Here is a 22,645-nt window from a genome sequence, read left to right on the forward strand (position 1 = left end):
AAGGTCGTGCTCTACCAACTGAGCTATTCCCGCATCATCAAGCTAATTTGCTAATTAGTTGATTTTGTTATCGTCTGCCAGACTGTGCTGCCGTTCGATGCGATGCATTCTACTTACCTGGCGCAATGAGTCAACGATATTTTTCAAAACCTTGTGTTGTTTGCTGAAAATTGCGCCGAAACGATCACTGATCAAGCAAATCCCCGCGCGCGGCGTTCAGATATTGCAGCATCGACCACAGCGTCAGCACCGCCGCCACGAGGAATAGCCCAATCCCCGCCCATTCAACCCAGATATTTGGCCGCCACAGCATCCACACCAGCGCCGCCATCTGGGCCGTGGTTTTTACTTTACCAATCCATGATACCGCTACGCTGCTGCGCTTACCCAGTTCCGCCATCCACTCGCGCAGCGCGGAGATGATGATTTCGCGCGCGATCATCGTAGCGGCCGGTAACGTTACCCACCAGGTATGATAATGCTCGGCCACCAGCACCATCGCAATCGCCACCATGACTTTGTCCGCAACCGGATCAAGGAAAGCGCCGAAACGAGTGCTCTGATTCCAGCGACGCGCCAGGTAGCCATCAAACCAGTCGGTCACCGCCGCGATGAAGAAAATCAGGGCGCAGGCAAAAGGAGCCCAGCTAAACGGGAGATAAAACGCCAGTACAAAGAATGGAATAAGAATGACGCGAAACAGAGTAAGCAACGTAGGGATATTAAATTGCATGGTAACGGGTAACTATCTGTTGTAAGTAAAAATTAGCCCTATGTTGCTACAGAGCCCCTAATGTTTCAACGAGTAGAAGATCTTTTCTGCCAGACCGTGAGATATACCCGGTACTTTCGCAATCTCTTCGACGCTGGCCTTCTGCAGTCCCTGCAGACCACCCATATATTTCAGCAGCATCTGTCGGCGTTTTGGCCCCACCCCTTCGATGGTTTCCAGCGTGCTGGTGCTTTTTACTTTTGCCCGTTTTTTACGGTGGCCGGTAATGGCGTGATCGTGCGACTCGTCGCGAATATGCTGTATGACATGCAGCGCGGGGGAATCCGGCGGCAGGCTAAAGCCCTCGCCTTCCGGTTCGAAGAACAACGTCTCCAGGCCCGCTTTGCGATCGCTGCCTTTTGCCACGCCTAATAACAGCGGATGACTTTTATCCCACGGCACGTCCAGCTCGGCAAAGACCGTTTTCGCCTGGCCAAGCTGGCCTTTACCGCCGTCGATCAAGATGACATCGGGGATCTTACTCTCTTCTATTGCCTTGCCGTAGCGACGACGAAGCACCTGATTCATTGCCGCATAATCGTCCCCGGGCGTGATGCCAGTGATATTGTAGCGGCGATATTCCGCACGCAGCGGTCCGTTGCTATCGAAAACCACGCACGACGCGACGGTCTGTTCGCCCATCGTATGGCTGATATCAAAACATTCCATCCGATTGACGGCGGGGAGTTTGAGTAGCGTCGCGAGCGCCTGCAGGCGCTGAGTTATCGTTGAATGCTGAGAAAGCCTGGTGGTCAGCGCCGTCGCGGCGTTAGTCCGCGCCAGTTTCAGATAGCGGGCGCGATCGCCGCGAGGTTTGGTCTGTACGTTAACCCGGCGTCCGGCCAGTTCTGAGAGCGAATCTGCCAGCAGGGTTTTGTCGCCGAGGTTGAAATCCAGCAGGATCTCGCTCGGCAGCGTCCGCATCTGGCTGCCCTGTAAATAGAACTGCCCGACAAACGTTTCCACCACTTCACCCAGTTCGGTACCATTCGGCACTTTGGGGAAATAGCTGCGGCTGCCAAGGACTTTTCCCTGGCGTATAAACAGCACGTGGACGCATGCCATTCCGGCATCAAACGACACGCCGATAACATCGAGATCGTCCCCGGTATTGGAGACGAACTGCTTCTCCGTTACCCGACGGACGGCTTGAATCTGGTCGCGGATCCGCGCAGCCTCTTCAAACTCCAGCGCCTGGCTGGCTTTTTCCATGCGGGCAATCAGCTGAGTCAGTACCTGATCGTCTTTACCCGCCAGGAACAGGCGTACGTAGTCGACCTGCTGAGCATACTCTTCCTCACTCACCAGCCCGGCAACGCATGGCCCGAGACAACGGCCAATTTGGTACTGCAGGCACGGCCGCGAGCGGTTGCGATAAACGCTGTTTTCGCACTGGCGGACAGGAAAGATCTTTTGCAGCAGCGCTAACGTCTCGCGAACGGCGTAGCCGTTGGGGAACGGACCGAAATATTCGCCTTTCGCATGCTTGGCTCCACGATGCGTCGCCAGGCGGGGATGCGTATCGCCGCTAAGAAAAATAAAGGGGTAGGATTTATCATCGCGCAGCAGCACGTTGTAGCGCGGCTGATAAAGCTTAATATAGTTATGCTCAAGCAGCAGCGCTTCCGTTTCGGTGTGGGTCACGGTAACGTCAATCTGGGCAATAAGCGCCACCAGCGCTTCGGTTTTACGCGAAGCCAGGTTGCTGCGAAAATAGCTGCTAAGCCGCTTTTTCAGATCTTTTGCTTTGCCTACATAGATAACAGTACCGCCAGCATCATACATACGATAGACGCCCGGCTGGCTGGTTACGGTTTTCAGGAAAGCTTTTGCATCAAAAACATCATTCACTGACTTGCTAACGACTCCGCATTGCACAGGCCATGGCGAATTGCCAGGTGCGTCAGCTCCACATCGCCGTGAATGTTCAATTTACTGAACATGCGATAGCGGTAGCTGTTCACGGTCTTGGGACTCAGATTTAACTGCTCTGAGATCTCGTTGACCTTCTGACCTTTAGTAATCATTAGCATAATCTGCAATTCTCGCTCAGACAAACTGGCAAACGGCGATTCGGCCTTTTCCGGTTCAATCTGGCTGAGCGCCATCTGCTGAGCGATATCGGATGCGATATAACGCTGACCCGAAGCCACGCAGCGAATCGCATTGACTACCTCCTGCGGCGCAGCGCCTTTACTGAGGTAGCCAGCGGCGCCGGCCTGCATGACTTTCGCCGGCAGCGGATTTTCCGTATGCACGGTCAGCATAATCACTTTGGCATCAGCAACGGAACGGGCAATTTTTCGCGTAGCCTCAAGGCCGCCGATTCCCGGCATGTTCATATCCATCAGGACTACATCAACGGGATTTGCGCGGCACCATTTCACGGCATCCTCACCGCAGCAGGCCTCGCCGGCAACTTTAATCCCTTTTATATCTTCCAGAATGCGTCGTATCCCTGCGCGCACTAGTTCGTGGTCATCAACAAGAAGGACGTTGATCAAAGGAATATTCTCCAGAATTAGGGATAACGCCACTGATAGCTTATCTCCTACATATTACCGGGTTTTAGCGTAACTTTAAAAGTCAAAAAATGTCCTGGAAAAGATTTCTTAGGCAATTATGGAAATCTGCCTGCACACCTGCTGGAAAGCCATACTTAACATAGAGTTGCGAAACGGTTGTTTTTTAACATTCATCACACAGATTACGTAAAAACACAACACTCTGCGTAGATGAGAAATACGCGCCTGAATATGTAACAAATATTAACAGTGAAACGGCGTCATGGAAAAAATTAAGCTGCTTACATCTCATGATTACGTATTATTCAGCCAATTAAAACATTCACCATTCAAATGAGAGAACGAAAACCAAGCACTCCTTTTTTTTCCTTTGCTTGTGGTATACTGCGCCGCCTTCACTTTTAGACATGCGCATTTGCGCAGAAAGCAAACGAGGATATCGATGAGCACACCAGATTTTTCCACTGCGGAAAATAATCAAGAACTGGCACAGGAAGTTTCGTGCCTGAAAGCGATGATGACGCTGATGCTGCAGGCCATGGGTCAGGCGGATGCAGGCCGAGTGATTATTAAAATGGAAAAGCAAATTGCGCAGATGGAAGATGTGGCTCAGGCTGCCGTATTCTCCAGCACCGTTAAGCAAATTAAGCAGGCATATCGTCAGTAATGATTCACCGGCTGAAGGTATGACTAACAGCCGGTCTTACGTCTGGCACGCAGAACAACCTATAAGATCAAATTAATCCCGTCGCTACCGCGTAGCAGGCAATTTGCGTTTTGTTTGGCGCATTGAATTTTCGCTGCATATTCTTCTGATGAAAATTGACGGTATTTTCTGAGATAGACAGAATCATTGCGACCTCAGCCGAGGTTTTGCCTTCCGCTGTCCATTTCAAAATCTCCAGTTCACGTCGACTAAATTTCATTTCCGGCGGCATAACCATTTCGTCCTCCAGCCGCAAGAGCGTCAGCAGACTCAGTTCGGTCAGGGTTCTTAAGCGCATCTCCAGTTCATCTTCCTCAAAGGGCCCCTGGCTGTGGCTGGTTCCTGAGACGGATAAGAATCCGTGTGCATGGTTAGGCAGCGTCAGGCACTGCGTTACCCCCTTTCGTAAGCCATGATCGCGCGCACCGTCCCATAATTCAGGGGTGTCGTGGAATAGCTTATCGTTCCAGGGTAGATGCCCGCGAAGGAAATTCTCCTTGCGCAGTACCGGGTCAATCGCGAAATAATTCTCGGCTTGATAATGCGACATCCAGGCCGGAGGATAGGTCGATTGCAGGGTTACCCTGGGGCGAGTGAAAGGCACGGGATGCCGTACGCAGAGCGCGAAGTAGTCATATTCCAGCGCTTGTGCCTGCTGCTGGAGTAGATGAAAAACTCCTTCGCCTGCAGAAGCTGACTGAAATTGTTGCAGCATTTCCCGCCGCCAGCTGAAAAAATCATTGTCCCTCATAACTGACCAAATAACTCCTGAGTGATAATCATTATTATAAATACATAAAACTAACACATAAATCCTGCTTATATGTATAAAATATGGTAGCCATCGCATTTATTAGATGGCGACTGGCAACAGCGCCTGATGCGTGAAAAGTATGCCCGCAGTTGTGGCACAAAACCTTGACAGATATATCGGCGTTGATTATGTCCTGAGGCTGGACTTTTAACTTTTACCGAAACTCGGTTAAGCGTCGTTTAGCAGGCCGCTCCCCTCAGCCTTAGCGGAAGCGGCCTGGGCACTGAGATTATTGCATCAGAAATTTTTCGAGGAACTGGCGGGTACGCGCCTGCTGAGGATTGGCAAAAAGAGATTTCGCGTCTCCCTGTTCAACGATACGCCCTTGATCCATAAAAATAGCGCGGTCCGCTACGTCGCGGGCAAAGCTCATCTCATGGGTAACGATAACCATCGTACGCTTCTCCTGCGCCAGCTGACGTATGGTGTTCAGCACCTCCCCCACCAGCTCGGGATCCAATGCCGAGGTTGGTTCATCAAACAGGATGACATCGGGGCGCATCGCCAGCGCGCGAGCAATTGCCACGCGCTGCTGCTGCCCGCCGGACAAACGACGCGGGTAGCTGTTTTCTTTACCGGTAAGCCCCACCTTGGCCAGCAGCTCACGCGCCCGGGCGATGGATTCATTTTTATCCTCCCCTTTGACGATCACCGGCCCTTCAATGATGTTCTCCATCACCGTACGGTGGGGAAAAAGATTAAAGTTCTGAAACACGAAGCCCACATGCTGACGCAAACGGCGGATGTCCGCTTTTTGCTGACCGAGGCTGCGCGCGGTATCGATGGTCACGTCGCCGACGCGAATGGTACCGTTTTCCGGCTGTTCCAGCAGATTAATACTGCGCAGCAGCGTGGTTTTCCCTGAACCACTGGGTCCGATAATCGCCACCACTTCGCCCTGTTGAACCTCAAGGTCGATACCGTGAAGCACCGTTTGGCCATGGAATTTTTTCACCAGGTTTTTTACTTCAATCGCACTCATTTTGGATCACGCTCCTGGCGGTTCAGCTGATTTTCAAAATAGTTTTGCAGCGTAGAAAGCACCGTTGCCATTACCCAGTAAATCAGCGAAGCAGCCAGGTACATGGTGAAAACTTCCAGCGTGCGCGAGGTGATTAGCTGAGCCTGGCGGAACAGCTCCGGCACCTGGATAGTCGCGGCCAAAGAGGTATCTTTGACCAGGCTGATAAAGCTGTTGGAAAGCGGCGGCAGCGCCACCCGCGCGGCCTGCGGAAGAATCGCGCGGCGCATCGCCTGCCAGCGCGTCATACCAATACTCGCCGCCGCCTCCCACTGCCCTTTATCAATGGAGGCGATCGCCGCGCGCAGCGTTTCTGCCGCGTAGGCCGCGGTGTTTAAAGACAGGCCAATCATCGCTGCGGGAATAGGATCCAACTCAATACCGAACTGCGGCAAGCCGTAATAGATCATAAACAGCTGCGCAATCAGCGGCGTTCCGCGAAAGATGGAAATATACATCCGCGCCAGCCATTTAATCGGCCAGACGGGTGACATGCGCATCAGCGCCAGGATAAACCCCAGCACCAGGCCAAAAAACATGCCGCCGATGCTGAGCTGTAGCGTAAATACCGCGCCCTTAAGCAAAAAAGGCGCGGAATCGATAACCAGTTGGATACTCTCTTGCATTCTATGTGTTCTGCATCAGATATGAGGATGATAGGCGAACAGCGCAGGCGCGCCGCCGGTATGAACAAACAGGATTGGGCCTTCATCCTTAAAGCGCTTCTGGCTGATACCGTCAATCAGTCCGGCCATTGCCTTTCCGGTATAGACCGGATCCAGCAGGATACCTTCCAGCTGCGCCAGCAGCTTGACCGCCGCCATTCCTTCGTCGTTCGGTATCCCGTAACCCGGCGCAAAGTAATCATCCCATAGCTGGATACCGGCCTTTGCTTCCAGCTCCAGGCTATTTGCCACCGCCTGCTGCAGCGCGGCGACTTTTGGCAGCTGGTCGGCTACTTTGCGCGACACCGTTACGCCGATAAGCTCGACATTTGGCATCAGCTGTTCAAGTCCCACCGCAAGACCGGCATGCGTACCGGCGCTGCCGGATGCGACGACCACGGAGGAAAGCTCAACCGCCCCTTCGCACTGCTGGGCAATTTCCAGCGCGCTCTCCACATAGCCCAACGCGCCCAGCGCGTTCGAACCGCCCACCGGGATCACGTAGGGACGATAGCCCTGAGCTTCAATGCGGGTCGCCAGCTCTTCCAGCTGAGCATCAGGATCGGTCAGCGCGTCGCACATTTCGACCTGGGTATTGAACAGATCAAGCAGCAATCGGTTACCGTTAGTCAGATAGTTCTCAGCCCGGGTACCCATTGGGTTTTCCAGCAGCGCCACGCAGTGCAGGCCAAGTTTTGCCGCCACCGCTGCCGTCTGACGGACATGGTTCGACTGGATGGCTCCGGCGGTAATCAGCGTATCCGCACCTTCCCGCAGCGCATCAGCCGCGAGAAACTCAAGCTTGCGCAGCTTATTACCACCCATTGCAAGCGGGGTGACGTCATCACGCTTGATGAAGATTTCACGACCGAGATAATCGGAAAGGCGCGGCAGATATTCAAGCGGCGTCGGCGCGCCGATCAGCTCCAGACGCGGGAAAAGGGTTAAATTTTGCAGTGACATAAAACCTCCTGACTGAATTATCCTTAATTATGCACGCTGTGAGGCGCGAAATAAAAAAAGGCGCTATCAGGAGCGCCTTTTTTCACCGCCGACCGTTACTTCGTGACGTCAGCGCCAAACCATTTTTCCGATAGCGCCTTCAGGCTGCCATCTTTTTGCATCTCTGCAATGGCGCCATCAACCGCTTTCAGCAGGTCTTCGTTACCTTTACGCAGCGCGACGCCGGACTCCTGGCGGGAGAAGGCTTCACCAGTGACAGCAAGGGTATTGCCGGTTTTCTTCACCAGATCCAGCGCCGCCAGGCGGTCAACCAGGATGGCGTCGATACGGCCCACGCGCAGATCCTGATATTTCGTCGGGTCATCATCATAAGTACGAATGTCGACGCCCTGGACGTTCTGACGCAGCCACTCTTCATAGTTAGTGCCCAGACCCACGCCAACTTTCTTACCTTTCAGGTCAGCGGCGGTTTTAATCACGCCCTCGTTCCCTTTTTTCACCAGCGCCTGAATCCCTGAAACAGTATAGGGCGTCGAGAAATCATATTTTTTCTTACGTTGATCGGAAATGGTAACCTGGTTTATCACGACATCGATACGTTTAGAATCCAGCGAAGCCAGCATGCCGTCCCACTTGGTGGGCTTAAGGTCAGCCTTTACGCCCAGATGTTTCGCCAGTTCGTTGGCAAAATCCACCTCGAAACCAGTCAGCTTACCGTCATCTCCCTGATAGCTGAACGGCGGGTAAGTCCCTTCCAGACCCACGCGTAAAGTACCACGCTCTTTGACCTGATTAAGCAGGTTTTCAGCCGCAAAGGTTTTTGCGCTGACGCCAGCCATTAAAACGACGGCCATTGCGCCCATCAGCGCCTGACGACCCAGAAGTGCTAATTTCATTAGATACCCCTAACAGAGTGATATTTTGCTGCAGTGTAAGGCGTTTAGCCTCAGTCACCAACATCGATATGCTACATCTTATTCCGAATTATTATATATGGTGCCGTTTAGGGCATAGCGAAAACGTATCGAAAACATCTCCGTTTTGCTGGATATCTCTCATACTGCAATGGTCAGCTTGATGACGTCTGGAGCAAGGAAGATGAAAAACCCCACGTTACTGCAGTGCTTTCACTGGTACTACCCAACCGGCGGCGAATTATGGCGTGAAGTCGAAGCCCTCGCGCCAAACCTTAACGAAATCGGCATCAACATGGTTTGGTTGCCTCCTGCCTACAAGGGCGCCTCCGGCGGCTACTCTGTCGGCTATGATTGCTACGACCTGTTTGACCTCGGCGAGTTTGACCAAAAAGGTTCAGTCGCCACCAAATATGGCGATAAAGACCAGCTCCTTGCCGCAATCTCCGCGCTGCGCCAGCACGATATCGCCGTGCTGCTTGACGTTGTGGTTAACCACAAAATGGGGGCCGATGAAAAAGAGCCGGTACGCATTCAGCGCGTTGATCAAAACGATCGTACGCAAATCTCTGATGAGATTATTGAGTGCGAGGCCTGGACGCGTTACACCTTCCCCGCCCGCGCCGGTAAATACTCTGAATTCATCTGGGACTATAAGTGCTTCAGCGGGATCGATCATATAGAGAATCCTGATGAAGATGGCGTGTTTAAACTCGTCAATGACTACACCGGCGACGGATGGAACGATCAGGTCGATGATGAAATGGGCAACTTCGACTATCTGATGGGCGAAAATATCGATTTTCGCAATCGGGCGGTTACCGAGGAGATTAAATACTGGGCGCGCTGGGTAATGGAGCAGACCGGGTGCGATGGCTTCCGCCTTGATGCGGTTAAACATATCCCCGCCTGGTTTTATAAAGAGTGGATCGAACACGTCCAGGAGGTGGCGACAAAACCGCTGTTTATCGTCGCGGAATACTGGTCGCACGAAGTTGATAAGCTTCAGCAGTATATCGCCATGGTTGACGGCAAGACGATGCTGTTCGACGCCCCTCTGCAGATGAAATTTCATGAAGCTTCGCGGCAGGGTCGCGATTACGACATGAGCCAGATTTTCAGCGGCACGCTGGTTGAAGCCGACCCATTCCACGCCGTCACCCTGGTGACCAACCATGATACTCAGCCGCTGCAGGCGCTCGAGGCGCCGGTTGAGGCCTGGTTCAAGCCGCTGGCGTATGCGCTGATTCTGCTGCGTGAAAACGGCGTTCCCTCGGTCTTTTATGCCGATCTCTTCGGCGCCAGCTATGAAGATACCGGTGGCGATGGCGAGAGCTACGCTATTGAGATGCCGGTAATCGAACAACTACACGAACTGATCGACGCCCGCCAGCGTTTTGCCCACGGTGTACAAACGCTCTGGTTCGATCATCCGAACTGTATTGCCTTCAGCCGGAGCGGCACCGAGGATGATCCGGGCTGCGTGGTCGTACTATCCAACGGCGACGATGGGGAAAAAACGCTCCCTCTGGGCGAAAATTACCGCAATAAACGCTGGCGAGATTTTCTCGGCAACCGCGATGAGGTTATTGAAACCGACGATGAAGGAGACGGGACTTTCACCTGTAATGGCGGCAGCGTAAGCGTGTGGGTGATTGAGGAAGCACTATAAAACTTCGCGGGCTGAGAAGGATTCAGCCCGCATCAAGCTTACCGTCCGCTTTTATCAGCCGACGCTTTTTTCCACGCCAGTTCACACTCCGGAGTGAGGCGATCCACCCGTTTAAGCGTCATACGATCGTAGCGCAGCGTATTGCCTTCACGCTCAAGCGGATAGACATCTAACGCGGAGGTAACGTTATAGATCACATCATCACGCTTCATTAATTTCCCCGGCAGGACGATCACCCGTTGCCACTGTCGACAGTCAAGCGTATCACCCTCTTTGGTCACGATAAGGCTCGCTATCGCGTCAGGACTCATCATTTCACTCTGCGGGCCTGCCGATTGCCAGTATCCCTCCAGCCCTGCAGGCGCCGGCGCTTTAACAACATCGCTGTAGCTATCAACCTGCACGCACCCGGTCAGGGCTAGCAGCGCGCCAGCCAGTACCATCTTTTTCATCATTCATCCCACAAACCGATAAAAAAAGCATTGTGGCATTAAAGCGGTAAGCCCGCCACTCTTCCGGGATCGAGTACAGGCTAAGCAGAGCGCCCGCCTGCACCGCGTTATATGGCAAAAAATAGCCATGGAATGTTAAGTTATTCTCATCCATCCCATTAATGCCATTAATTCGAAGACGTTATTTTAACCACTCAATATAAGGATAATCCTATTTTAAAAAAGCGTAAAAATGGCAAACTTATATATGACGGGTATTTAATGTTTTTATTTCCTCCACATAGCCTTTTGTAGTCTTTACTTTGAGAATATTCCTGGCAAATTAGGGGCATATTAAGGAATAGTTCAGGCTGCCTAATGGTTCCACGGCAGCGGTCGTTTTAATTGCTAACAAAATGGACTTCATCGCGCTTGTCGGCGAGGGATAAATTATCGTTACGTGTTGATTGAGGATGGGTCATGTCAACGATTATCATGGATTTATGCAGCTTCACCCGGCTGGGATTAACCGGGTACCTGACAAGCAGGGGGGTAAAGAAGCGTGAGATCGCAGAAGTACAGAGTGCGTCAAACCTGAAGGCAATGTGTGAGGCCAGCCGCCCTGCCGTAGTATTTATCAATGAAGATTGTTTTATTCATCATGAAGAGAGCAACCAGCTTGTCCGACAAATCATCAGCCAGTATCCCGCCACGCTATTCATTATCTTTATGTCGCTGGCCAATATTCATTTCGACCATTACCTGCTGGTGCGCAAAAACTTACTCGTGTGCTCGAAATCGCTGACCGAAAAAGACCTTGATGACATTCTCGCCAACCGTCTTAAATATGAGAACTATCGTGCTGCCCGGATTAATATTCCCACGCTGACCTTAAGCCAGACCGAATCAAATATGCTTCAGATGTGGATGGCCGGACACGGAACCTCGCACATATCAGCGCAGATGAACATTAAGGCCAAGACCGTGTCCTCGCACAAGGGCAATATTAAAAAGAAGATTCAAACCCACAATAAACAGGTGATTTATCACATCGTCCGCCTGACCGAAAACATCACATCCGGAATTCACGTCAACCTGCGTTGAAAAACGCTGGCGGCCGCTGCCGCCAGTTCACTCGCGGCGAATCACTCTTCCCGCTCAACGAATATACCGTCAGGATGGCCGTGCTCGTTAAAAAACCAGATCCCCAGCGGATAATCCTCCAGCGAAACCAGATACATGACCCCTTCGCTAAACGACTCTATTGCCAGCACAACGCCCGACCGACGTGGGCCACCATCGGTCTTCACCGTGACACGATCGTTTACCTGCATAACTCATCTCCTCTATTTTTGAGCCAGTGTAGAACAAAACTGCCGATCGCGCAGTGTCCGGCCGGGCAACTGCTGTTTTTGTAGACCGTCTATACTTAAGGAGCCCTGTCTGAGTTAAGCGAGGTAGCCGAAATGAAAATCGCCAAAGAGCACAAAGGCACGGGAAGCGTTGATGTTGACGCCCTGCTGGCGGCGATTAATGAAATCAGCGAAAGTGAAGTCCAGCGAACGCAAGACGATCCTCATCACGTCAGCATTGATGGCCGGGGTTACCATACCTGGCGCGAGCTGGCCGAGGCCTTTGAACTCGATATCCATGACTTTAGCGTTACCGAAGCTAATCGCTGATCGTTGCGTGAAAAAAATCCCGACTCGCAGGAGTCGGGATGAAACTTGCTAATGCAAGAAGCACTTGAAAATTCGTTACACCAGGATATCCGATGCGCTACAAACATTACCCTCAATTATTTTGCATGACAACAAACATTCATGGAGTAAATTATTGAAAAATGGGGTCAAGAAAGCCGCCTGCGCTGGCAACGCTCGCCAGGCAAGGACTCTCGCTATTTATTCTTCCACGAACGTTTGCGCATCGCTCAATGTTTTTAAGAATAATCTCACTAAAATAGCCAAAACGGATGATTTAAATTCATTTTATTCACACGATAAATGATACATCACCCGTCCGCACATACCTGATTGCGCCCGTTTTGCTTGGCAAGATACAAACGATGATCGGCAACCGACTGCAGGTTCTCAAAGCTGTAGTCGCTGGAATCCTCACTGCAGCTCACTCCAAACGACGCGGTGATACGTAAAGAGGCGCTGTTGCCGAGTAAAATTTCACGACTATTGACCCGTATACGGATCCGTTCTGCAATGGCCGTCGCCTCTTTTAGTCTGGTATCAGGCAGGACGATGCAGAATTCTTCTCCGCCAACCCTCCCTGCAAAATCGCCTTCGCGAATATGGCTGGCGATAGTACTGGCCACCAGCGTCAGCACGCGATCCCCCGCATGATGCCCGTACCGATCGTTAACGCTTTTAAAGTAATCAAGATCGAGTTGAATCACCGCCACTGGACGCTTCAGGCGTTCGCTCTGGCGAGCAGCTGCCGTGGCGCGTTCAAATAACGCCCCCCGATTTAACAGGCGGGTCAACGCATCATGCCAGGCCTGCCATTCGAGGGAGGTCTGCAGCATACTCATATTGCGCACCATTCGCCGAATAACGAACCACGAGATCATCAACATCAGGGTGAACATTAACCACATCAGCATCAGGGCAATAGTGATGCTGCCAAAGTCGCCGCGTACCCCCTCCTGAATAGTGTGAATACGGATTAGCACCCCATCAAAATTGCGGATCTTCTCCCAGCTGATATAACGGGTAACCAGGCGAATCCCCCCCTGATTCTCACCAGCAAAAGCGCGCTTCAGCATCTCCTGTTCATGCGCAGACAGCAGCGTCAGCACGTTGCCCGGCGCAGAAGAAGCTATCAAATTAAGTTGATTATCATAAAGCTGATACTCGCCTTCCTCACCCGTCTTTATCGCATTGACCAGAAACGCCTTCATCTCCTGTACCGAGAAGTCCATCGCCAGGACACCGAGCCAGAAACGCTGGAAATCAAGCGGAATAGACGCCGTTATCACCGGTATTTCACGCGGCGATTCATCGCCGGGAAACGTTTGCCATACGATACCGCGAGCAGGGTTATTACGCTGCGTTTGGCGGGTAAACCAGGCATCGCTCGTAGCCTGAGAATAGAGCGCCAGCGCCTGCGTCGAATTTTTCAGCGGCTCAGTGGTGATAAAAAAGCCGCTGCGCGACACGTACAGCATACGCTTAGCGAAACCCCGGTTGTTATTGGCCAGGCGCAGCATATAACCGAGTTCAAGGGTAGCCATCAGCTCGTTCCCGGAAAAGGGAGTGTCGCGGGAAAGAAGTTCGTTGCCGTCGATAAAGGCATCGGCAACACCGTAGACCGGCAGCGTTCGTCGATTGTGAATCTCAACTGACCAGATCGGATCGTGTCGCTTCGCTAAATAACTCTCTTCGGCCTTGCGCAGCACGGCAAAATCTAACGGCGTCTCCAGCGCGGAATGCATGCCGTTACGAAAAAAAATCATTCTGTCGATATTAAATTGCAGCAGGCTGTCAAATTCATGTGCCACGTTTTCAAGGTTGTTGCGCTGGTTAGCGACGTAGGCTTCTTCCAGAACCTTGATCTCACGCCATATCAACAGCGTAGAGAAGCAGAAGACGATAAAAAAACAGAGGTTAACCACATATCCGGGGCTTAAAATCTGGCGCAGCTTTTTCACCCACATCAGCTTATCCATCGTTTTCTCGCAGCACGGTTAAAGAAGCAAACTTCATCCACGCTCCCTGTTGGTAAAATAATTCACAATATGAAAACGCCCGACGGATGCCGGGCGCTGATGGAGGGTCAGGTGCGGCTCAGCTTCCCTCCTCCTCCACGGATAAGTTCATCCTCACGAAATGCCTCGCGCTTTACGCCGTAACCGTCATACCAACGACATTCCACCATGCCGCTGGCGAATCCGGTAACGACCATGCGGGGGCCGCCGTTTTTGCGTCTCACTTCATCACTGACCAACAAGACCATTTTTGCCTCCGGTATCAGGAAGAAACAGATTTACCTTAGACGAAGGTGAACCACTTTGCATGATAGATAGCACATTTACTTCGTAGAACCGCGAAGAGCGGCTATCGCTTTCACCACGGCCAGCACGATGGCGCCAATAATGAATCCCAGCACCAGATTTGCAGCCGTTGGCAGCAGCGAGGCAATGACGCCATTCTGCCCCTGAGCCAGATTTTCAATGGCATGGTGCAGCGGCGTGAGACCGTGGACCACAATGCCGCCGCCGACCAGGAACATCGCCAGGGTGCCGACGATGGACAGCACCTTCATCAGACGAGGCGCAATCGCCAGTAAAGCTTTCCCCGTCCACTGCGCCAGCGCACTGCTTTTCTCCGCCAGCCAGTAGCCCATATCATCAAGCTTGACGATAATCCCCACCAGACCGTACACCCCCACCGTCACCAGCAGCGCAATGCCGGACAAAATCAGAATCTGATTTAATAACGGCGCTTCAGCTACAATCCCGAGGGTAATCGCGACAATTTCCGCAGACAGAATAAAATCTGTGCGCACCGCGCCTTTTACCTTATCTCGTTCAAACGCCATCGGGTCCTGATTGGCCAGGGCTTCAAGCCGCTGCTGGCGAACCTGCGGATCCTCTTTATGTTTACGCGCCTGCAGAGTGTGCACCACCTTCTCGACGCCTTCAAAGCACAAGAAGGCGCCACCCAGCATCAGCAGTGGCGTAATCGCCCACGGGATAAAAGCGCTAATCAACAGCGCCAGCGGCACCAGAATCACTTTATTGATCAATGAGCCTTTAGCTACGCCCCATACCACCGGCAATTCACGGTTGGCCCGCACGCCGGTTACCTGCTGAGCATTAAGCGATAAATCATCACCCAATACGCCTGCCGTTTTTTTTGCCGCCAGTTTCCCCATGACCGAAATATCATCGAGTAAAGTGGCAATATCATCCAATAAGGTTAATAGACTACTTCCCGCCAAAATTGCATTCCTTCATTTATGATTGTTCCTCATGAAGTATGAAGCAAAAGCGCTTTTTCGCCCACTGGCGTCCTTAGTCAACATAAATTTAACCGCGGCAGGCTAACTAAAGCGCTCGCCAGCACGATAGTTTTCACGTTTACTATACGTCTCCTTTCTATCTCTGCACCGTCGTGAGGAAGTATGTCTACCCGTCAGCTGTTGCCGCTCATCGGGGCGTTGTTTGCGCTGTATATCATCTGGGGTTCCACCTATTTCGCTATCGCCGTTGGCGTCGCCAGCTGGCCTCCGCTGATGATGGCTGGCGTGCGCTTTCTTTCCGCTGGCGCGGTGCTGCTCGCCTGGTTGCTGGCCACGGGCCATAAGCTCCCGTCGCGCAAACCGCTGCTCAACGCGGCGCTGATCGGCGTTTTGCTGCTGGCCGTAGGCAATGGTTTTGTGACGCTTGCCGAACACCAGCACGTCCCCTCAGGTATTGCGGCAGTCATGGTCGCGACGGTACCGTTGTTTACCCTATGTTTTAGCCGTTTTTTTGGTATAGCGACCCGCAAGCTTGAGTGGTTAGGGATCGCGATAGGTCTGGCAGGTATTGTTCTGCTTAACAGCGGCGGCAACCTGAATGGTAACCCCTGGGGAGCGCTGCTGATTCTGATCGGCTCGATGAGCTGGGCCTTTGGTTCGGTCTACGGTTCGCGGATTGAGCTCCCCACCGGTATGATGGCGGGCGCGGTTGAAATGCTGGCGGCAGGGATTGTGCTGATGATTGCCTCCGCGCTGAGCGGTGAAAAGTTAACTCAGATACCCTCGTGGTCCGGCATTTTTGCCGTCGCCTATCTGGCTATCTTCGGATCGCTTATCGCCATCAACGCCTATATGTATTTAATTCGTAACGTGACGCCAGCCGTGGCGACCAGCTATGCCTACGTCAACCCGGTAGTCGCCGTCCTGCTGGGCACCTGTTTTGCCGGGGAAAGCTTATCTCCCGTAGAGTGGCTGGCGCTCGGCATCATAATTTTTGCGGTCATTCTGGTGACGCTCGGCAAATACCTGTTCCCGGTTCGTCGCGAAATTACGTCCTGTAAGGCGCAGAAGTAACGTCTATCAGACCTATGCCTTGAGTATCGATCTGCGCGCACCGATCGCCGCCGCAGATCCACTCTTCCAGTCGTTCGCCCAGCGCTTCGTCGTTAAGCTTCTTTCGCCCGCGCAGCGCGCATTCCCAGACCACCAGCACCCGCCATCCCTGCTCCACCAGTCGCCCGATATCCCGGCGATCGCGCGCCACGTTTTTGGCTATCTTGTCGAGCCAGAATTCGGTTCTCGTCGCGGGCACCTTAAACAGATAGCAGTCGTGATGGTGCCAAAAGCAGCCGTGAGTAAAGATTACGCACTGATAGTCTGATACCACAAAATCCGGACGGCCAGGGAGCGCGGCGTCCTGTACGGTAAAGGAAAAACCGGCACGCGCCAGCAGCCCCGCCAGCCGTTTCTCAATTGCCGTATCGCGGGTGCCGATCGCGCGCATGTTTTTACTGCGGGTGGCTTTATCGTGGACGTCGGCCATGGTTGATCTCTTGCTCACGCATGGCTACCGCTTTTTCGATTCGCGGTGCCAGCAGCTTCGCTACCGCAGCAAATACCGGCACCACGACCGAGTTGCCGAACTGGCGATAGGCCTGAGTGTCCGAGACCGGGATACGAAAACGATACCCCTGCGGCGTCTCAAAACCCATCAGACGCGCGCACTCCCGCGGCGTCAGCCTGCGCGGACGACGCAACTGATTCTCCGGGTCATCAAAATATTTTTCGCCTAATGGCCGATCCCAGCCGCGATCGATGAGGATTTCCGCGCCATCTTTGTAATAGCGGGCAGAGAGCGTGCGCGCCACGCTGTGCGGATTCGTTGGATCAACCAGCCCGTAGCCAAAACCGTTCCCTCGCTCCTGATGCTTACGCGCATAGCGATAGAGATACTTCCACAGCACCCTGGTGAGGATAAACTTGTCGTCAACCGTGGGTTCCAGCAGCTCGCCAAAAGTAGGTCTGCTGGCAGGATAGAGGTGGGCAATATCGCGCAGGGTAAAACCCTCATGGAGCTGGAGGTCGCGCCGGAAACCCACCAGCACAATCCGTTCCCGATGCTGAGGTAAAAAATGGCGTCCATCAATCACCTTAGGATCGTCCGCGCCGGTATGCGCCGCATCGGCAACCTCGTAACCCAGCTCATCGAGCGTTTGCATAATGATACGAAAGGTCCGCCCCTTGTCGTGGCTCTTCAGGTTTTTGACGTTCTCCAGCACAAAAATTGGCGGCTGGCGGGCGGTGATGATCCTTACCACGTCAAAGAACAGCGTTCCCTGGGTTTCACAGGCAAAACCATGAGCGCGTCCAAGGGCATTTTTCTTTGAGACGCCGGCCAGTGAAAAAGGCTGGCAGGGGAAGCCGGCCAGCAGTACGTCATGCTGCGGGATTGCCTGGCGTATATGCTGCGCGGCTTCTTCATCGCTCACCTCAGGGAGATGGCTCAGCGTGACGTCGCGGATATCTTCATTAAAGCGATGCTGCTCAGGATCGCAGTACCAGTTGGCTTTATAGGTGCGCACCGCATGTTTATTCCATTCGCTGGTAAACACGCATTGCCCGCCAATCGCCTCAAAACCGTGACGAATACCACCGATGCCGGCGAACAGGTCGACGAAGCGGAATCCATAGTGGGGATGATGCGCTGGAGGCTGCGGCAGGAGCGAACGAAGATGTGCCTGCTCCTGCGCGCTTATGCGCCCTGCCGCGCGCGATACCGTCGCAACGCGTTTGAGGATAGCCGGGCTCCAATGCTGCTCACCGACGGCAACCAGCTGCGCCACCAGCGTTTTAACGTCATAAATTGCCATTAGCTGGCGCAATAACGTCTGCGCGTCTTCTTCGGTATGCTCAACCTTAAAAGACGGGGGATTTTCCTTGGATAAATTTTGCGCCATAACCTCAACCAGCCCGACTATTTTTGCAGAGGTTACCATAAATAGCGCGGGCAGTTTTATGCTAGTGGATCAAAGCGCTGCAAAACCTTGTCATCAAGGGACATCGAGTCTCCGCGAAGTTCGGCGCTGAGCTTGGCCATATACTGAACCAGAAAGCGCGCATTGTGCAGCGCCATCGCCCTACCCTTTTCTGTCTGCATCGTTTCCGGTAAACGCAGCAGCTTGCACTGGAAGTGATCCAGCGCGTATTTTTTATCATCCAGTTCACGCCGATCGGCAAAGGGATCGTCGGCATCAAACAAGATATTGTTCAGCGCACCGGATACCGCGAATACGCGCGCCAGGCCAATCGCCCCCAAAGCCTCCAGCCGATCGGCATCCTGGACAATTTTCGCTTCTTCACTGCGGGGAGCCATCCCCGCGCTAAAACTATGCGCTTCAATGGCGTGCAGAACCGCCGCATAGCGCTCCGGCGGAAAATCGGGAAAATCTGACTGCAGGATAGTCAGCGTTTGTTCCGCAGCCATCGCCGAAGAGCGGCTACGCTCAGGATGGTTCTTCGCCAGGCTGACAATATCGTGAAAATAGCAGGCGGTGAGGATCACCAGCCGGTCAGCATCACTCTCTTCGGCCAGCCGCTGCGCGGTGGCCCATACCCGGCGGAAGTGTGAAATATCGTGAGCGGCATCCCCTTGCGAGTGATGTTCACTTAGCCAGGCTTCAAATCGTTGCTGCCATTGATAAAGATCCATGCGCGCTCCTTTGAGATCAGGTCAGCAACGAGCATAGCAACTTTATTCGTGATGTTCATACATCTGCGGGTCAGGACGCGTATACCAGGCAATTGCGCCGAGAATAGCGCCGACAATGCCCAATACCAGAAATCCCAGCAGCGCGCCGATCCATTTCCCTGTCGTTGAGCCGAGCTCACCGTCAATCGTCGCGCCGGGTACGCTTTGGATCTGCCCGACAACCCACCAGTAACGCGCCATCGCCCACAGGAAATAGCCGCAAAAAGCGTAAAACGCCCATAGTGCCAGCTTCCCGCCAGGGCTTCTTTTCGCTTTCTCTTCCATTAATTTGTTCTCCATATATTCAACAACCAACATCACAGACGCAGTGAAAAATAGTGATATTCATCACATTATATAATGAAAATTCTTGCAAGGTAGCAGATCTTACTGACCGGGACGCCCGAGTGCGTGAGTTTTGTTCAATACCAGAGAGGCCGCCATATATACTTAATCAATTCGTTGCCGTTTGAAATAATACAAAATAATGATAAAAAATATATTCTCGCGGTCATTTTTGCCGGCATCAGCATTGCATTTACAATATTTAATTTTATTAAACCGCGTACATGAAAACGCCTTCTCGTTGCACGAAATTGCTCCTTGCGAGTCATTTAAATAATACATTAAATATATAAATACAAAAAAAACAATCATAGCCCTCACGCAACTTATTTGTAACAAGAATAATTCAACCAAAACACATAAGCTATTGTTATTGATAAGCATAAAAACAAAATATAAGTCATCACAAAATGATAGAATTTAAATATAATGAATATAACAGAAACATTTTGTAATATTAGATATAATTTACTTACATATTTCACTTAAAGAAAAATGAACTTAATCGCTAGTATCAAATAGTCAACCCGGAGGGAGTGACACAATTCATATTAATTATGATTAAAAGGGAATATATAATGAAAAGAAAAGTACTGGCAATTCTGGTTCCAGCTTTATTAGTCGCTGGCGCGGCTAATGCAGCAGAAATCTATAATAAGAACGGCAACAAACTCGATTTCTACGGCAAAATGGTTGGCGAGCACATCATGACCCATGATGGCGACAACAACAACTCCGACGATACCTCCTATGCGCGTTTCGGTATTAAAGGCGAAACCCAGATCAGCAGCGAACTGACCGGTTACGGCCAGTTTGAATACAATATCAAAGCAGACAAACCAGAAGGCCAGCAGGCTGATGATACCCGTCTGGCGTTTGCTGGTCTGAAATTCAGCGACTACGGCTCATTTGACTATGGTCGTAACTACGGCGTGGTTTATGACGCGGCAGGTTACACCGACATGCTGGTTGAATGGGGTGGCGATGGTTTGATCGCAACTGACAATTTCATGACTCAGCGTACCAACGGCGTAGCAACCTATCGCAACACCGATTTCTTCGGCATGGTAGATGGCCTGAACTTTGCTCTGCAGTATCAGGGTAAAAACAACGACACTGACCGCGCTAAAGCCAACGGCGACGGCTTCGGTTTCTCCGTTAACTATAACATCGACGGCTTCGGTTTCGTTGGCGCATACAGCAACTCTGACCGTACTGATGAACAGGCTGCGGACCGCAGAGGCGAAAACGCTGAAGTCTGGAGCCTCGCCACTAAATATGATGCTAATAACGTCTACGCATCTGTCATGTACGGTGAGTCCCATAACATGACTCACATGGAGTATGGTGGCTTTGCTAACAAGACTCAGAATATTGAAGCCGTTGTTCAGTATCAGTTTGACTTTGGCCTGCGTCCGTCCCTGGGCTACGTCTATGCCAAAGGCAAAGATCTGAACGGTAACCGTGATGCCGATATCATGAACTACGTTGAACTGGGTACCTGGTACTACTTCAACAAGAACTTCAACGTTTACACCGCATACAAATTCAACCTGGTGGATGACGAAGATTCTTATATCACTGGCGCATCAACTGACGATCAGTTCGCTGTAGGTATCACCTACCAGTTCTAAGATTGTTTAGTGCATTTATCTCAAGCCCGCCTCGTGCGGGTTTTTTGTTTTTTAACGGCGAACCTCATCTGTAAACCGTTGGCATCGCGACGAGTCAAACACACAATGTTGCGATCTCTAACGATTGCCAGAGCAGTAAACCAGGAAGATGATGATTGTATCCTTAAAAAGGCACAATACCATTTGTGACGGGAGTCGTTGAAAGGAAATCACGTAAGTGTTTGAATAGTGGCGGAGAGAGGGGGATTTGAACCCCCGGTAGAGTTGCCCCTACTCCGGTTTTCGAGACCGGTCCGTTCAGCCGCTCCGGCATCTCTCCGCTGTTGAGGTTGCTATAATGCCAGGTTCTTTGGCATTTTAATAGTTCCTGTCTCTTTAAATCAGTTCAAGTGACGACTTTGCGAGCAATATGATGTTTAAATGGCCCTGGAAAGTAGATGAAGAGTCCGGCAACGCGGAAATCCCCTGGGAAAAGGCGCTTGCCATCCCTGTGTTAGCCAACCTCTCCGACCATGAGCAGCAGCAGCTCGTGCAAATGGCTTCCCGCTTTTTGCAGCAAAAGCGTCTGGTTGCATTACAGGGGCTTGAGCTCACTCACCTGCAGAGCGCGCGTATTGCGCTACTGTTTTGCCTGCCGGTTCTCGAACTGGGGATCGAGTGGTTAGATGGTTTTCACGAGGTGCTCATCTACCCTGCTCCGTTCGTTGTCGACGACGAATGGGAAGATGATATCGGCCTGGTGCATAGCCAGCGAATCGTACAATCAGGGCAAAGCTGGCAACAAGGGCCGATCGTTCTCAACTGGTTGGATATTCAGGACTCCTTCGACGCTTCTGGCTTCAATCTGATTATCCATGAAGTGGCGCATAAGCTGGATACCCGCAATGGCGATCGCGCAAGCGGCGTCCCCTTCATTCCGCTACGCGAAGTCGCTGGCTGGGAACACGATCTCCATGCAGCAATGAACAATATTCAGGATGAGATCGATCTGGTCGGCGAAAGCGCCGCCAGTATTGACGCTTACGCGGCCAGCGACCCTGCCGAATGTTTTGCGGTGCTCTCTGAATATTTCTTCAGCGCCCCTGAGCTGTTTGCCCCACGCTTTCCCGCGCTTTGGCAGCGTTTCTGCCATTTCTATCGCCAGGATCCGCTGGAGAGATTACGCGAGAATAGCCCGCAGGAGGATGGCGATAGCCCTGCAGTACACTAAAACAACGACCTGCACTAAATTTAGCCATTTGAATCAGCAAGTTAAATTTAGTGTTGACACAAAAATACGAGACCAGTAGTATTCGCCTCGTTCACACGATTCCTCTGTAGTTCAGTCGGTAGAACGGCGGACTGTTAATCCGTATGTCACTGGTTCGAGTCCAGTCAGAGGAGCCAATTTAAGGGAAGCAGACGTTCACTGACGTCTGCTTTCTGCGTTTCTATCAATTGGTTATCCCTCTTCAGTAGTTC

24 protein-coding genes and 3 tRNA genes (1 of these 27 running past the window's edge) are annotated in these 22,645 nt (G+C 52.0%); 8 read left to right on the top strand and 19 right to left on the bottom strand.

All coding sequences use genetic code 11. The features are described 5' to 3' along the window. From HMPREF3178_RS27785 to uvrY, 4 genes are all read right to left on the bottom strand, one after another. Positions 1-33, bottom strand: a tRNA-OTHER gene (locus tag HMPREF3178_RS27785); it reaches 54 nt to the left of the window's first position. Between the two features lie 151 nt (positions 34-184). Then, positions 185-733: a CDP-diacylglycerol--glycerol-3-phosphate 3-phosphatidyltransferase gene (pgsA, locus tag HMPREF3178_RS27790; RefSeq protein ID WP_004113831.1), complete on the bottom strand. Its 549-nt coding sequence runs from the start codon at positions 731-733 to the stop codon at positions 185-187. Between the two features lie 57 nt (positions 734-790). Beyond that, entirely contained in the window at positions 791-2,623 is a 1,833-nt protein-coding gene (gene uvrC / locus HMPREF3178_RS27795; protein WP_017145624.1) for an excinuclease ABC subunit UvrC, read from the bottom strand. After that, entirely contained in the window at positions 2,620-3,276 is a 657-nt protein-coding gene (gene uvrY / locus HMPREF3178_RS27800; protein ID WP_004122102.1) for a UvrY/SirA/GacA family response regulator transcription factor, read from the bottom strand. Before uvrY ends, uvrC begins: the two co-directional genes overlap by 4 nt. A gap of 463 nt (positions 3,277-3,739) precedes the next feature. Here uvrY and HMPREF3178_RS27805 point away from each other — a divergent pair, with 463 nt between their 5' ends. Then, positions 3,740-3,964: a DUF2594 family protein gene (locus HMPREF3178_RS27805; protein ID WP_004103455.1), complete on the top strand. Its 225-nt coding sequence runs from the start codon at positions 3,740-3,742 to the stop codon at positions 3,962-3,964. 67 nt (positions 3,965-4,031) lie between these two features. On the opposite strand, the gene sdiA is transcribed toward HMPREF3178_RS27805, so the two are convergent. The 5 genes from sdiA to tcyJ all read right to left on the bottom strand — a co-directional run bounded on the left by sdiA (position 4,032) and on the right by tcyJ (position 8,362). Continuing rightward, on the bottom strand, positions 4,032-4,754 hold the full coding sequence (sdiA, locus tag HMPREF3178_RS27810) for a transcriptional regulator SdiA (protein WP_004113835.1): 723 nt from the start codon (positions 4,752-4,754) through the stop codon (positions 4,032-4,034). 292 nt (positions 4,755-5,046) lie between these two features. Further along, entirely contained in the window at positions 5,047-5,799 is a 753-nt protein-coding gene (gene tcyN / locus HMPREF3178_RS27815) for an L-cystine ABC transporter ATP-binding protein TcyN (protein ID WP_004113836.1), read from the bottom strand. Beyond that, the gene (gene tcyL / locus HMPREF3178_RS27820) at positions 5,796-6,464 is read right to left on the bottom strand and encodes a cystine ABC transporter permease (protein ID WP_004103458.1); all 669 of its coding nucleotides are present in this window, start codon (positions 6,462-6,464) and stop codon (positions 5,796-5,798) included. Before tcyL ends, tcyN begins: the two co-directional genes overlap by 4 nt. Before the next feature lie 15 nt (positions 6,465-6,479). Then, positions 6,480-7,466 carry a D-cysteine desulfhydrase gene (gene dcyD / locus HMPREF3178_RS27825; protein WP_017145623.1) on the bottom strand — a complete coding sequence of 329 codons (987 nt, stop codon included), beginning with the start codon at positions 7,464-7,466 and terminating at the stop codon, positions 6,480-6,482. 95 nt (positions 7,467-7,561) lie between these two features. Further along, entirely contained in the window at positions 7,562-8,362 is an 801-nt protein-coding gene (gene tcyJ, locus HMPREF3178_RS27830; protein WP_017145622.1) for a cystine ABC transporter substrate-binding protein, read from the bottom strand. A 202-nt stretch (positions 8,363-8,564) separates the two neighbouring features. Between tcyJ and amyA the strand changes: the two genes are divergently transcribed. Then, entirely contained in the window at positions 8,565-10,052 is a 1,488-nt protein-coding gene (amyA, locus tag HMPREF3178_RS27835; protein ID WP_017145621.1) for an alpha-amylase, read from the top strand. A 38-nt stretch (positions 10,053-10,090) separates the two neighbouring features. On the opposite strand, the gene yedD is transcribed toward amyA, so the two are convergent. Further along, on the bottom strand, positions 10,091-10,507 hold the full coding sequence (gene yedD, locus HMPREF3178_RS27840; protein ID WP_160885925.1) for a lipoprotein YedD: 417 nt from the start codon (positions 10,505-10,507) through the stop codon (positions 10,091-10,093). Positions 10,508-10,963: 456 nt separating this feature from the next. Here yedD and rcsA point away from each other — a divergent pair, with 456 nt between their 5' ends. Further along, positions 10,964-11,587 (top strand): transcriptional regulator RcsA, encoded by a 624-nt coding sequence (gene rcsA, locus HMPREF3178_RS27845; RefSeq protein WP_004103465.1) that lies wholly within the window; start codon positions 10,964-10,966, stop codon positions 11,585-11,587. A gap of 41 nt (positions 11,588-11,628) precedes the next feature. Here rcsA and dsrB read toward each other — a convergent pair whose 3' ends face one another. Beyond that, complete coding sequence (dsrB, locus tag HMPREF3178_RS27850; RefSeq protein ID WP_004103466.1) at positions 11,629-11,817, bottom strand: protein DsrB; 189 nt, start codon at positions 11,815-11,817, stop codon at positions 11,629-11,631. Positions 11,818-11,949: 132 nt separating this feature from the next. On the opposite strand from dsrB, the gene yodD reads away from it, so the two are divergent. Continuing rightward, positions 11,950-12,165, top strand: coding sequence for a YodD family peroxide/acid resistance protein (yodD, locus tag HMPREF3178_RS27855; protein ID WP_004103467.1), 216 nt, complete (start codon positions 11,950-11,952; stop codon positions 12,163-12,165). Between the two features lie 329 nt (positions 12,166-12,494). Here yodD and dgcQ read toward each other — a convergent pair whose 3' ends face one another. From dgcQ to HMPREF3178_RS27870, 3 genes are all read right to left on the bottom strand, one after another. Continuing rightward, positions 12,495-14,162 (bottom strand): cellulose biosynthesis regulator diguanylate cyclase DgcQ, encoded by a 1,668-nt coding sequence (gene dgcQ, locus HMPREF3178_RS27860; RefSeq protein WP_017145620.1) that lies wholly within the window; start codon positions 14,160-14,162, stop codon positions 12,495-12,497. A 107-nt stretch (positions 14,163-14,269) separates the two neighbouring features. Further along, complete coding sequence (locus tag HMPREF3178_RS27865) at positions 14,270-14,449, bottom strand: YodC family protein (protein WP_017145619.1); 180 nt, start codon at positions 14,447-14,449, stop codon at positions 14,270-14,272. 75 nt (positions 14,450-14,524) lie between these two features. Continuing rightward, positions 14,525-15,436, bottom strand: coding sequence for a DUF808 domain-containing protein (locus tag HMPREF3178_RS27870; protein ID WP_017145618.1), 912 nt, complete (start codon positions 15,434-15,436; stop codon positions 14,525-14,527). Between the two features lie 183 nt (positions 15,437-15,619). Here HMPREF3178_RS27870 and yedA point away from each other — a divergent pair, with 183 nt between their 5' ends. Then, positions 15,620-16,531, top strand: a complete 912-nt coding sequence (gene yedA / locus HMPREF3178_RS27875) for a drug/metabolite exporter YedA (protein WP_017145617.1) — start codon at positions 15,620-15,622, stop codon at positions 16,529-16,531. Here yedA and HMPREF3178_RS27880 read toward each other — a convergent pair. Genes HMPREF3178_RS27880 through drpB form a run of 4 tightly spaced genes read right to left on the bottom strand, consistent with a single transcriptional unit; the run spans position 16,506 to position 19,490 of the window. Next, positions 16,506-17,000: a very short patch repair endonuclease gene (locus HMPREF3178_RS27880; RefSeq protein ID WP_016808328.1), complete on the bottom strand. Its 495-nt coding sequence runs from the start codon at positions 16,998-17,000 to the stop codon at positions 16,506-16,508. The genes yedA and HMPREF3178_RS27880 overlap by 26 nt on opposite strands. Further along, positions 16,981-18,414 carry a DNA cytosine methyltransferase gene (locus tag HMPREF3178_RS27885; RefSeq protein ID WP_017145616.1) on the bottom strand — a complete coding sequence of 478 codons (1,434 nt, stop codon included), beginning with the start codon at positions 18,412-18,414 and terminating at the stop codon, positions 16,981-16,983. The genes HMPREF3178_RS27880 and HMPREF3178_RS27885 overlap by 20 nt, the downstream gene beginning before the upstream one ends. Before the next feature lie 56 nt (positions 18,415-18,470). Continuing rightward, the gene (locus HMPREF3178_RS27890; protein WP_017145615.1) at positions 18,471-19,166 is read right to left on the bottom strand and encodes a phosphohydrolase; all 696 of its coding nucleotides are present in this window, start codon (positions 19,164-19,166) and stop codon (positions 18,471-18,473) included. Between the two features lie 42 nt (positions 19,167-19,208). Next, the gene (gene drpB, locus HMPREF3178_RS27895; RefSeq protein WP_017145614.1) at positions 19,209-19,490 is read right to left on the bottom strand and encodes a cell division protein DrpB; all 282 of its coding nucleotides are present in this window, start codon (positions 19,488-19,490) and stop codon (positions 19,209-19,211) included. Positions 19,491-20,128: 638 nt separating this feature from the next. Between drpB and HMPREF3178_RS27900 the strand changes: the two genes are divergently transcribed. Continuing rightward, positions 20,129-21,184, top strand: coding sequence for a porin (locus HMPREF3178_RS27900; protein ID WP_004103512.1), 1,056 nt, complete (start codon positions 20,129-20,131; stop codon positions 21,182-21,184). A gap of 229 nt (positions 21,185-21,413) precedes the next feature. Here the strand turns inward: HMPREF3178_RS27900 and HMPREF3178_RS27905 are convergent. Continuing rightward, a tRNA-Ser gene (locus tag HMPREF3178_RS27905) sits at positions 21,414-21,503 on the bottom strand. Between the two features lie 90 nt (positions 21,504-21,593). Between HMPREF3178_RS27905 and mtfA the strand changes: the two genes are divergently transcribed. Both mtfA and HMPREF3178_RS27915 read left to right on the top strand, forming a co-directional pair. Beyond that, a complete protein-coding gene (gene mtfA, locus HMPREF3178_RS27910; protein ID WP_160885917.1) occupies positions 21,594-22,394 on the top strand; it encodes a DgsA anti-repressor MtfA in 801 nt (266 codons plus the stop codon). 100 nt (positions 22,395-22,494) lie between these two features. Next, a tRNA-Asn gene (locus HMPREF3178_RS27915) sits at positions 22,495-22,570 on the top strand. Positions 22,571-22,645 lie beyond the last annotated feature (75 nt).

The sequence above is a fragment of the Klebsiella sp. HMSC09D12 genome, assembly GCF_001808475.1.
In the GTDB taxonomy this organism is placed as follows: Bacteria; Pseudomonadota; Gammaproteobacteria; order Enterobacterales; family Enterobacteriaceae; genus Klebsiella; species Klebsiella oxytoca.

Coding starts and splice junctions, on each gene's coding strand:
- tcyN (WP_004113836.1), bottom strand. CDS start 5,799: ATGAGTGCGATTGAAGTAAAAAACCTGGTGAAAAAATTCCATGGCCAA.
- HMPREF3178_RS27805 (WP_004103455.1), top strand. CDS start 3,740: ATGAGCACACCAGATTTTTCCACTGCGGAAAATAATCAAGAACTGGCA.
- HMPREF3178_RS27885 (WP_017145616.1), bottom strand. CDS start 18,414: ATGGCGCAAAATTTATCCAAGGAAAATCCCCCGTCTTTTAAGGTTGAG.
- tcyL (WP_004103458.1), bottom strand. CDS start 6,464: ATGCAAGAGAGTATCCAACTGGTTATCGATTCCGCGCCTTTTTTGCTT.
- HMPREF3178_RS27900 (WP_004103512.1), top strand. CDS start 20,129: ATGAAAAGAAAAGTACTGGCAATTCTGGTTCCAGCTTTATTAGTCGCT.
- dsrB (WP_004103466.1), bottom strand. CDS start 11,817: ATGCAGGTAAACGATCGTGTCACGGTGAAGACCGATGGTGGCCCACGT.
- rcsA (WP_004103465.1), top strand. CDS start 10,964: ATGTCAACGATTATCATGGATTTATGCAGCTTCACCCGGCTGGGATTA.
- HMPREF3178_RS27890 (WP_017145615.1), bottom strand. CDS start 19,166: ATGGATCTTTATCAATGGCAGCAACGATTTGAAGCCTGGCTAAGTGAA.
- dcyD (WP_017145623.1), bottom strand. CDS start 7,466: ATGTCACTGCAAAATTTAACCCTTTTCCCGCGTCTGGAGCTGATCGGC.
- yedA (WP_017145617.1), top strand. CDS start 15,620: ATGTCTACCCGTCAGCTGTTGCCGCTCATCGGGGCGTTGTTTGCGCTG.
- sdiA (WP_004113835.1), bottom strand. CDS start 4,754: ATGAGGGACAATGATTTTTTCAGCTGGCGGCGGGAAATGCTGCAACAA.
- yodD (WP_004103467.1), top strand. CDS start 11,950: ATGAAAATCGCCAAAGAGCACAAAGGCACGGGAAGCGTTGATGTTGAC.
- pgsA (WP_004113831.1), bottom strand. CDS start 733: ATGCAATTTAATATCCCTACGTTGCTTACTCTGTTTCGCGTCATTCTT.
- drpB (WP_017145614.1), bottom strand. CDS start 19,490: ATGGAAGAGAAAGCGAAAAGAAGCCCTGGCGGGAAGCTGGCACTATGG.
- tcyJ (WP_017145622.1), bottom strand. CDS start 8,362: ATGAAATTAGCACTTCTGGGTCGTCAGGCGCTGATGGGCGCAATGGCC.
- HMPREF3178_RS27865 (WP_017145619.1), bottom strand. CDS start 14,449: ATGGTCTTGTTGGTCAGTGATGAAGTGAGACGCAAAAACGGCGGCCCC.
- amyA (WP_017145621.1), top strand. CDS start 8,565: ATGAAAAACCCCACGTTACTGCAGTGCTTTCACTGGTACTACCCAACC.
- dgcQ (WP_017145620.1), bottom strand. CDS start 14,162: ATGGATAAGCTGATGTGGGTGAAAAAGCTGCGCCAGATTTTAAGCCCC.
- HMPREF3178_RS27880 (WP_016808328.1), bottom strand. CDS start 17,000: ATGGCCGACGTCCACGATAAAGCCACCCGCAGTAAAAACATGCGCGCG.
- yedD (WP_160885925.1), bottom strand. CDS start 10,507: ATGATGAAAAAGATGGTACTGGCTGGCGCGCTGCTAGCCCTGACCGGG.
- mtfA (WP_160885917.1), top strand. CDS start 21,594: ATGATGTTTAAATGGCCCTGGAAAGTAGATGAAGAGTCCGGCAACGCG.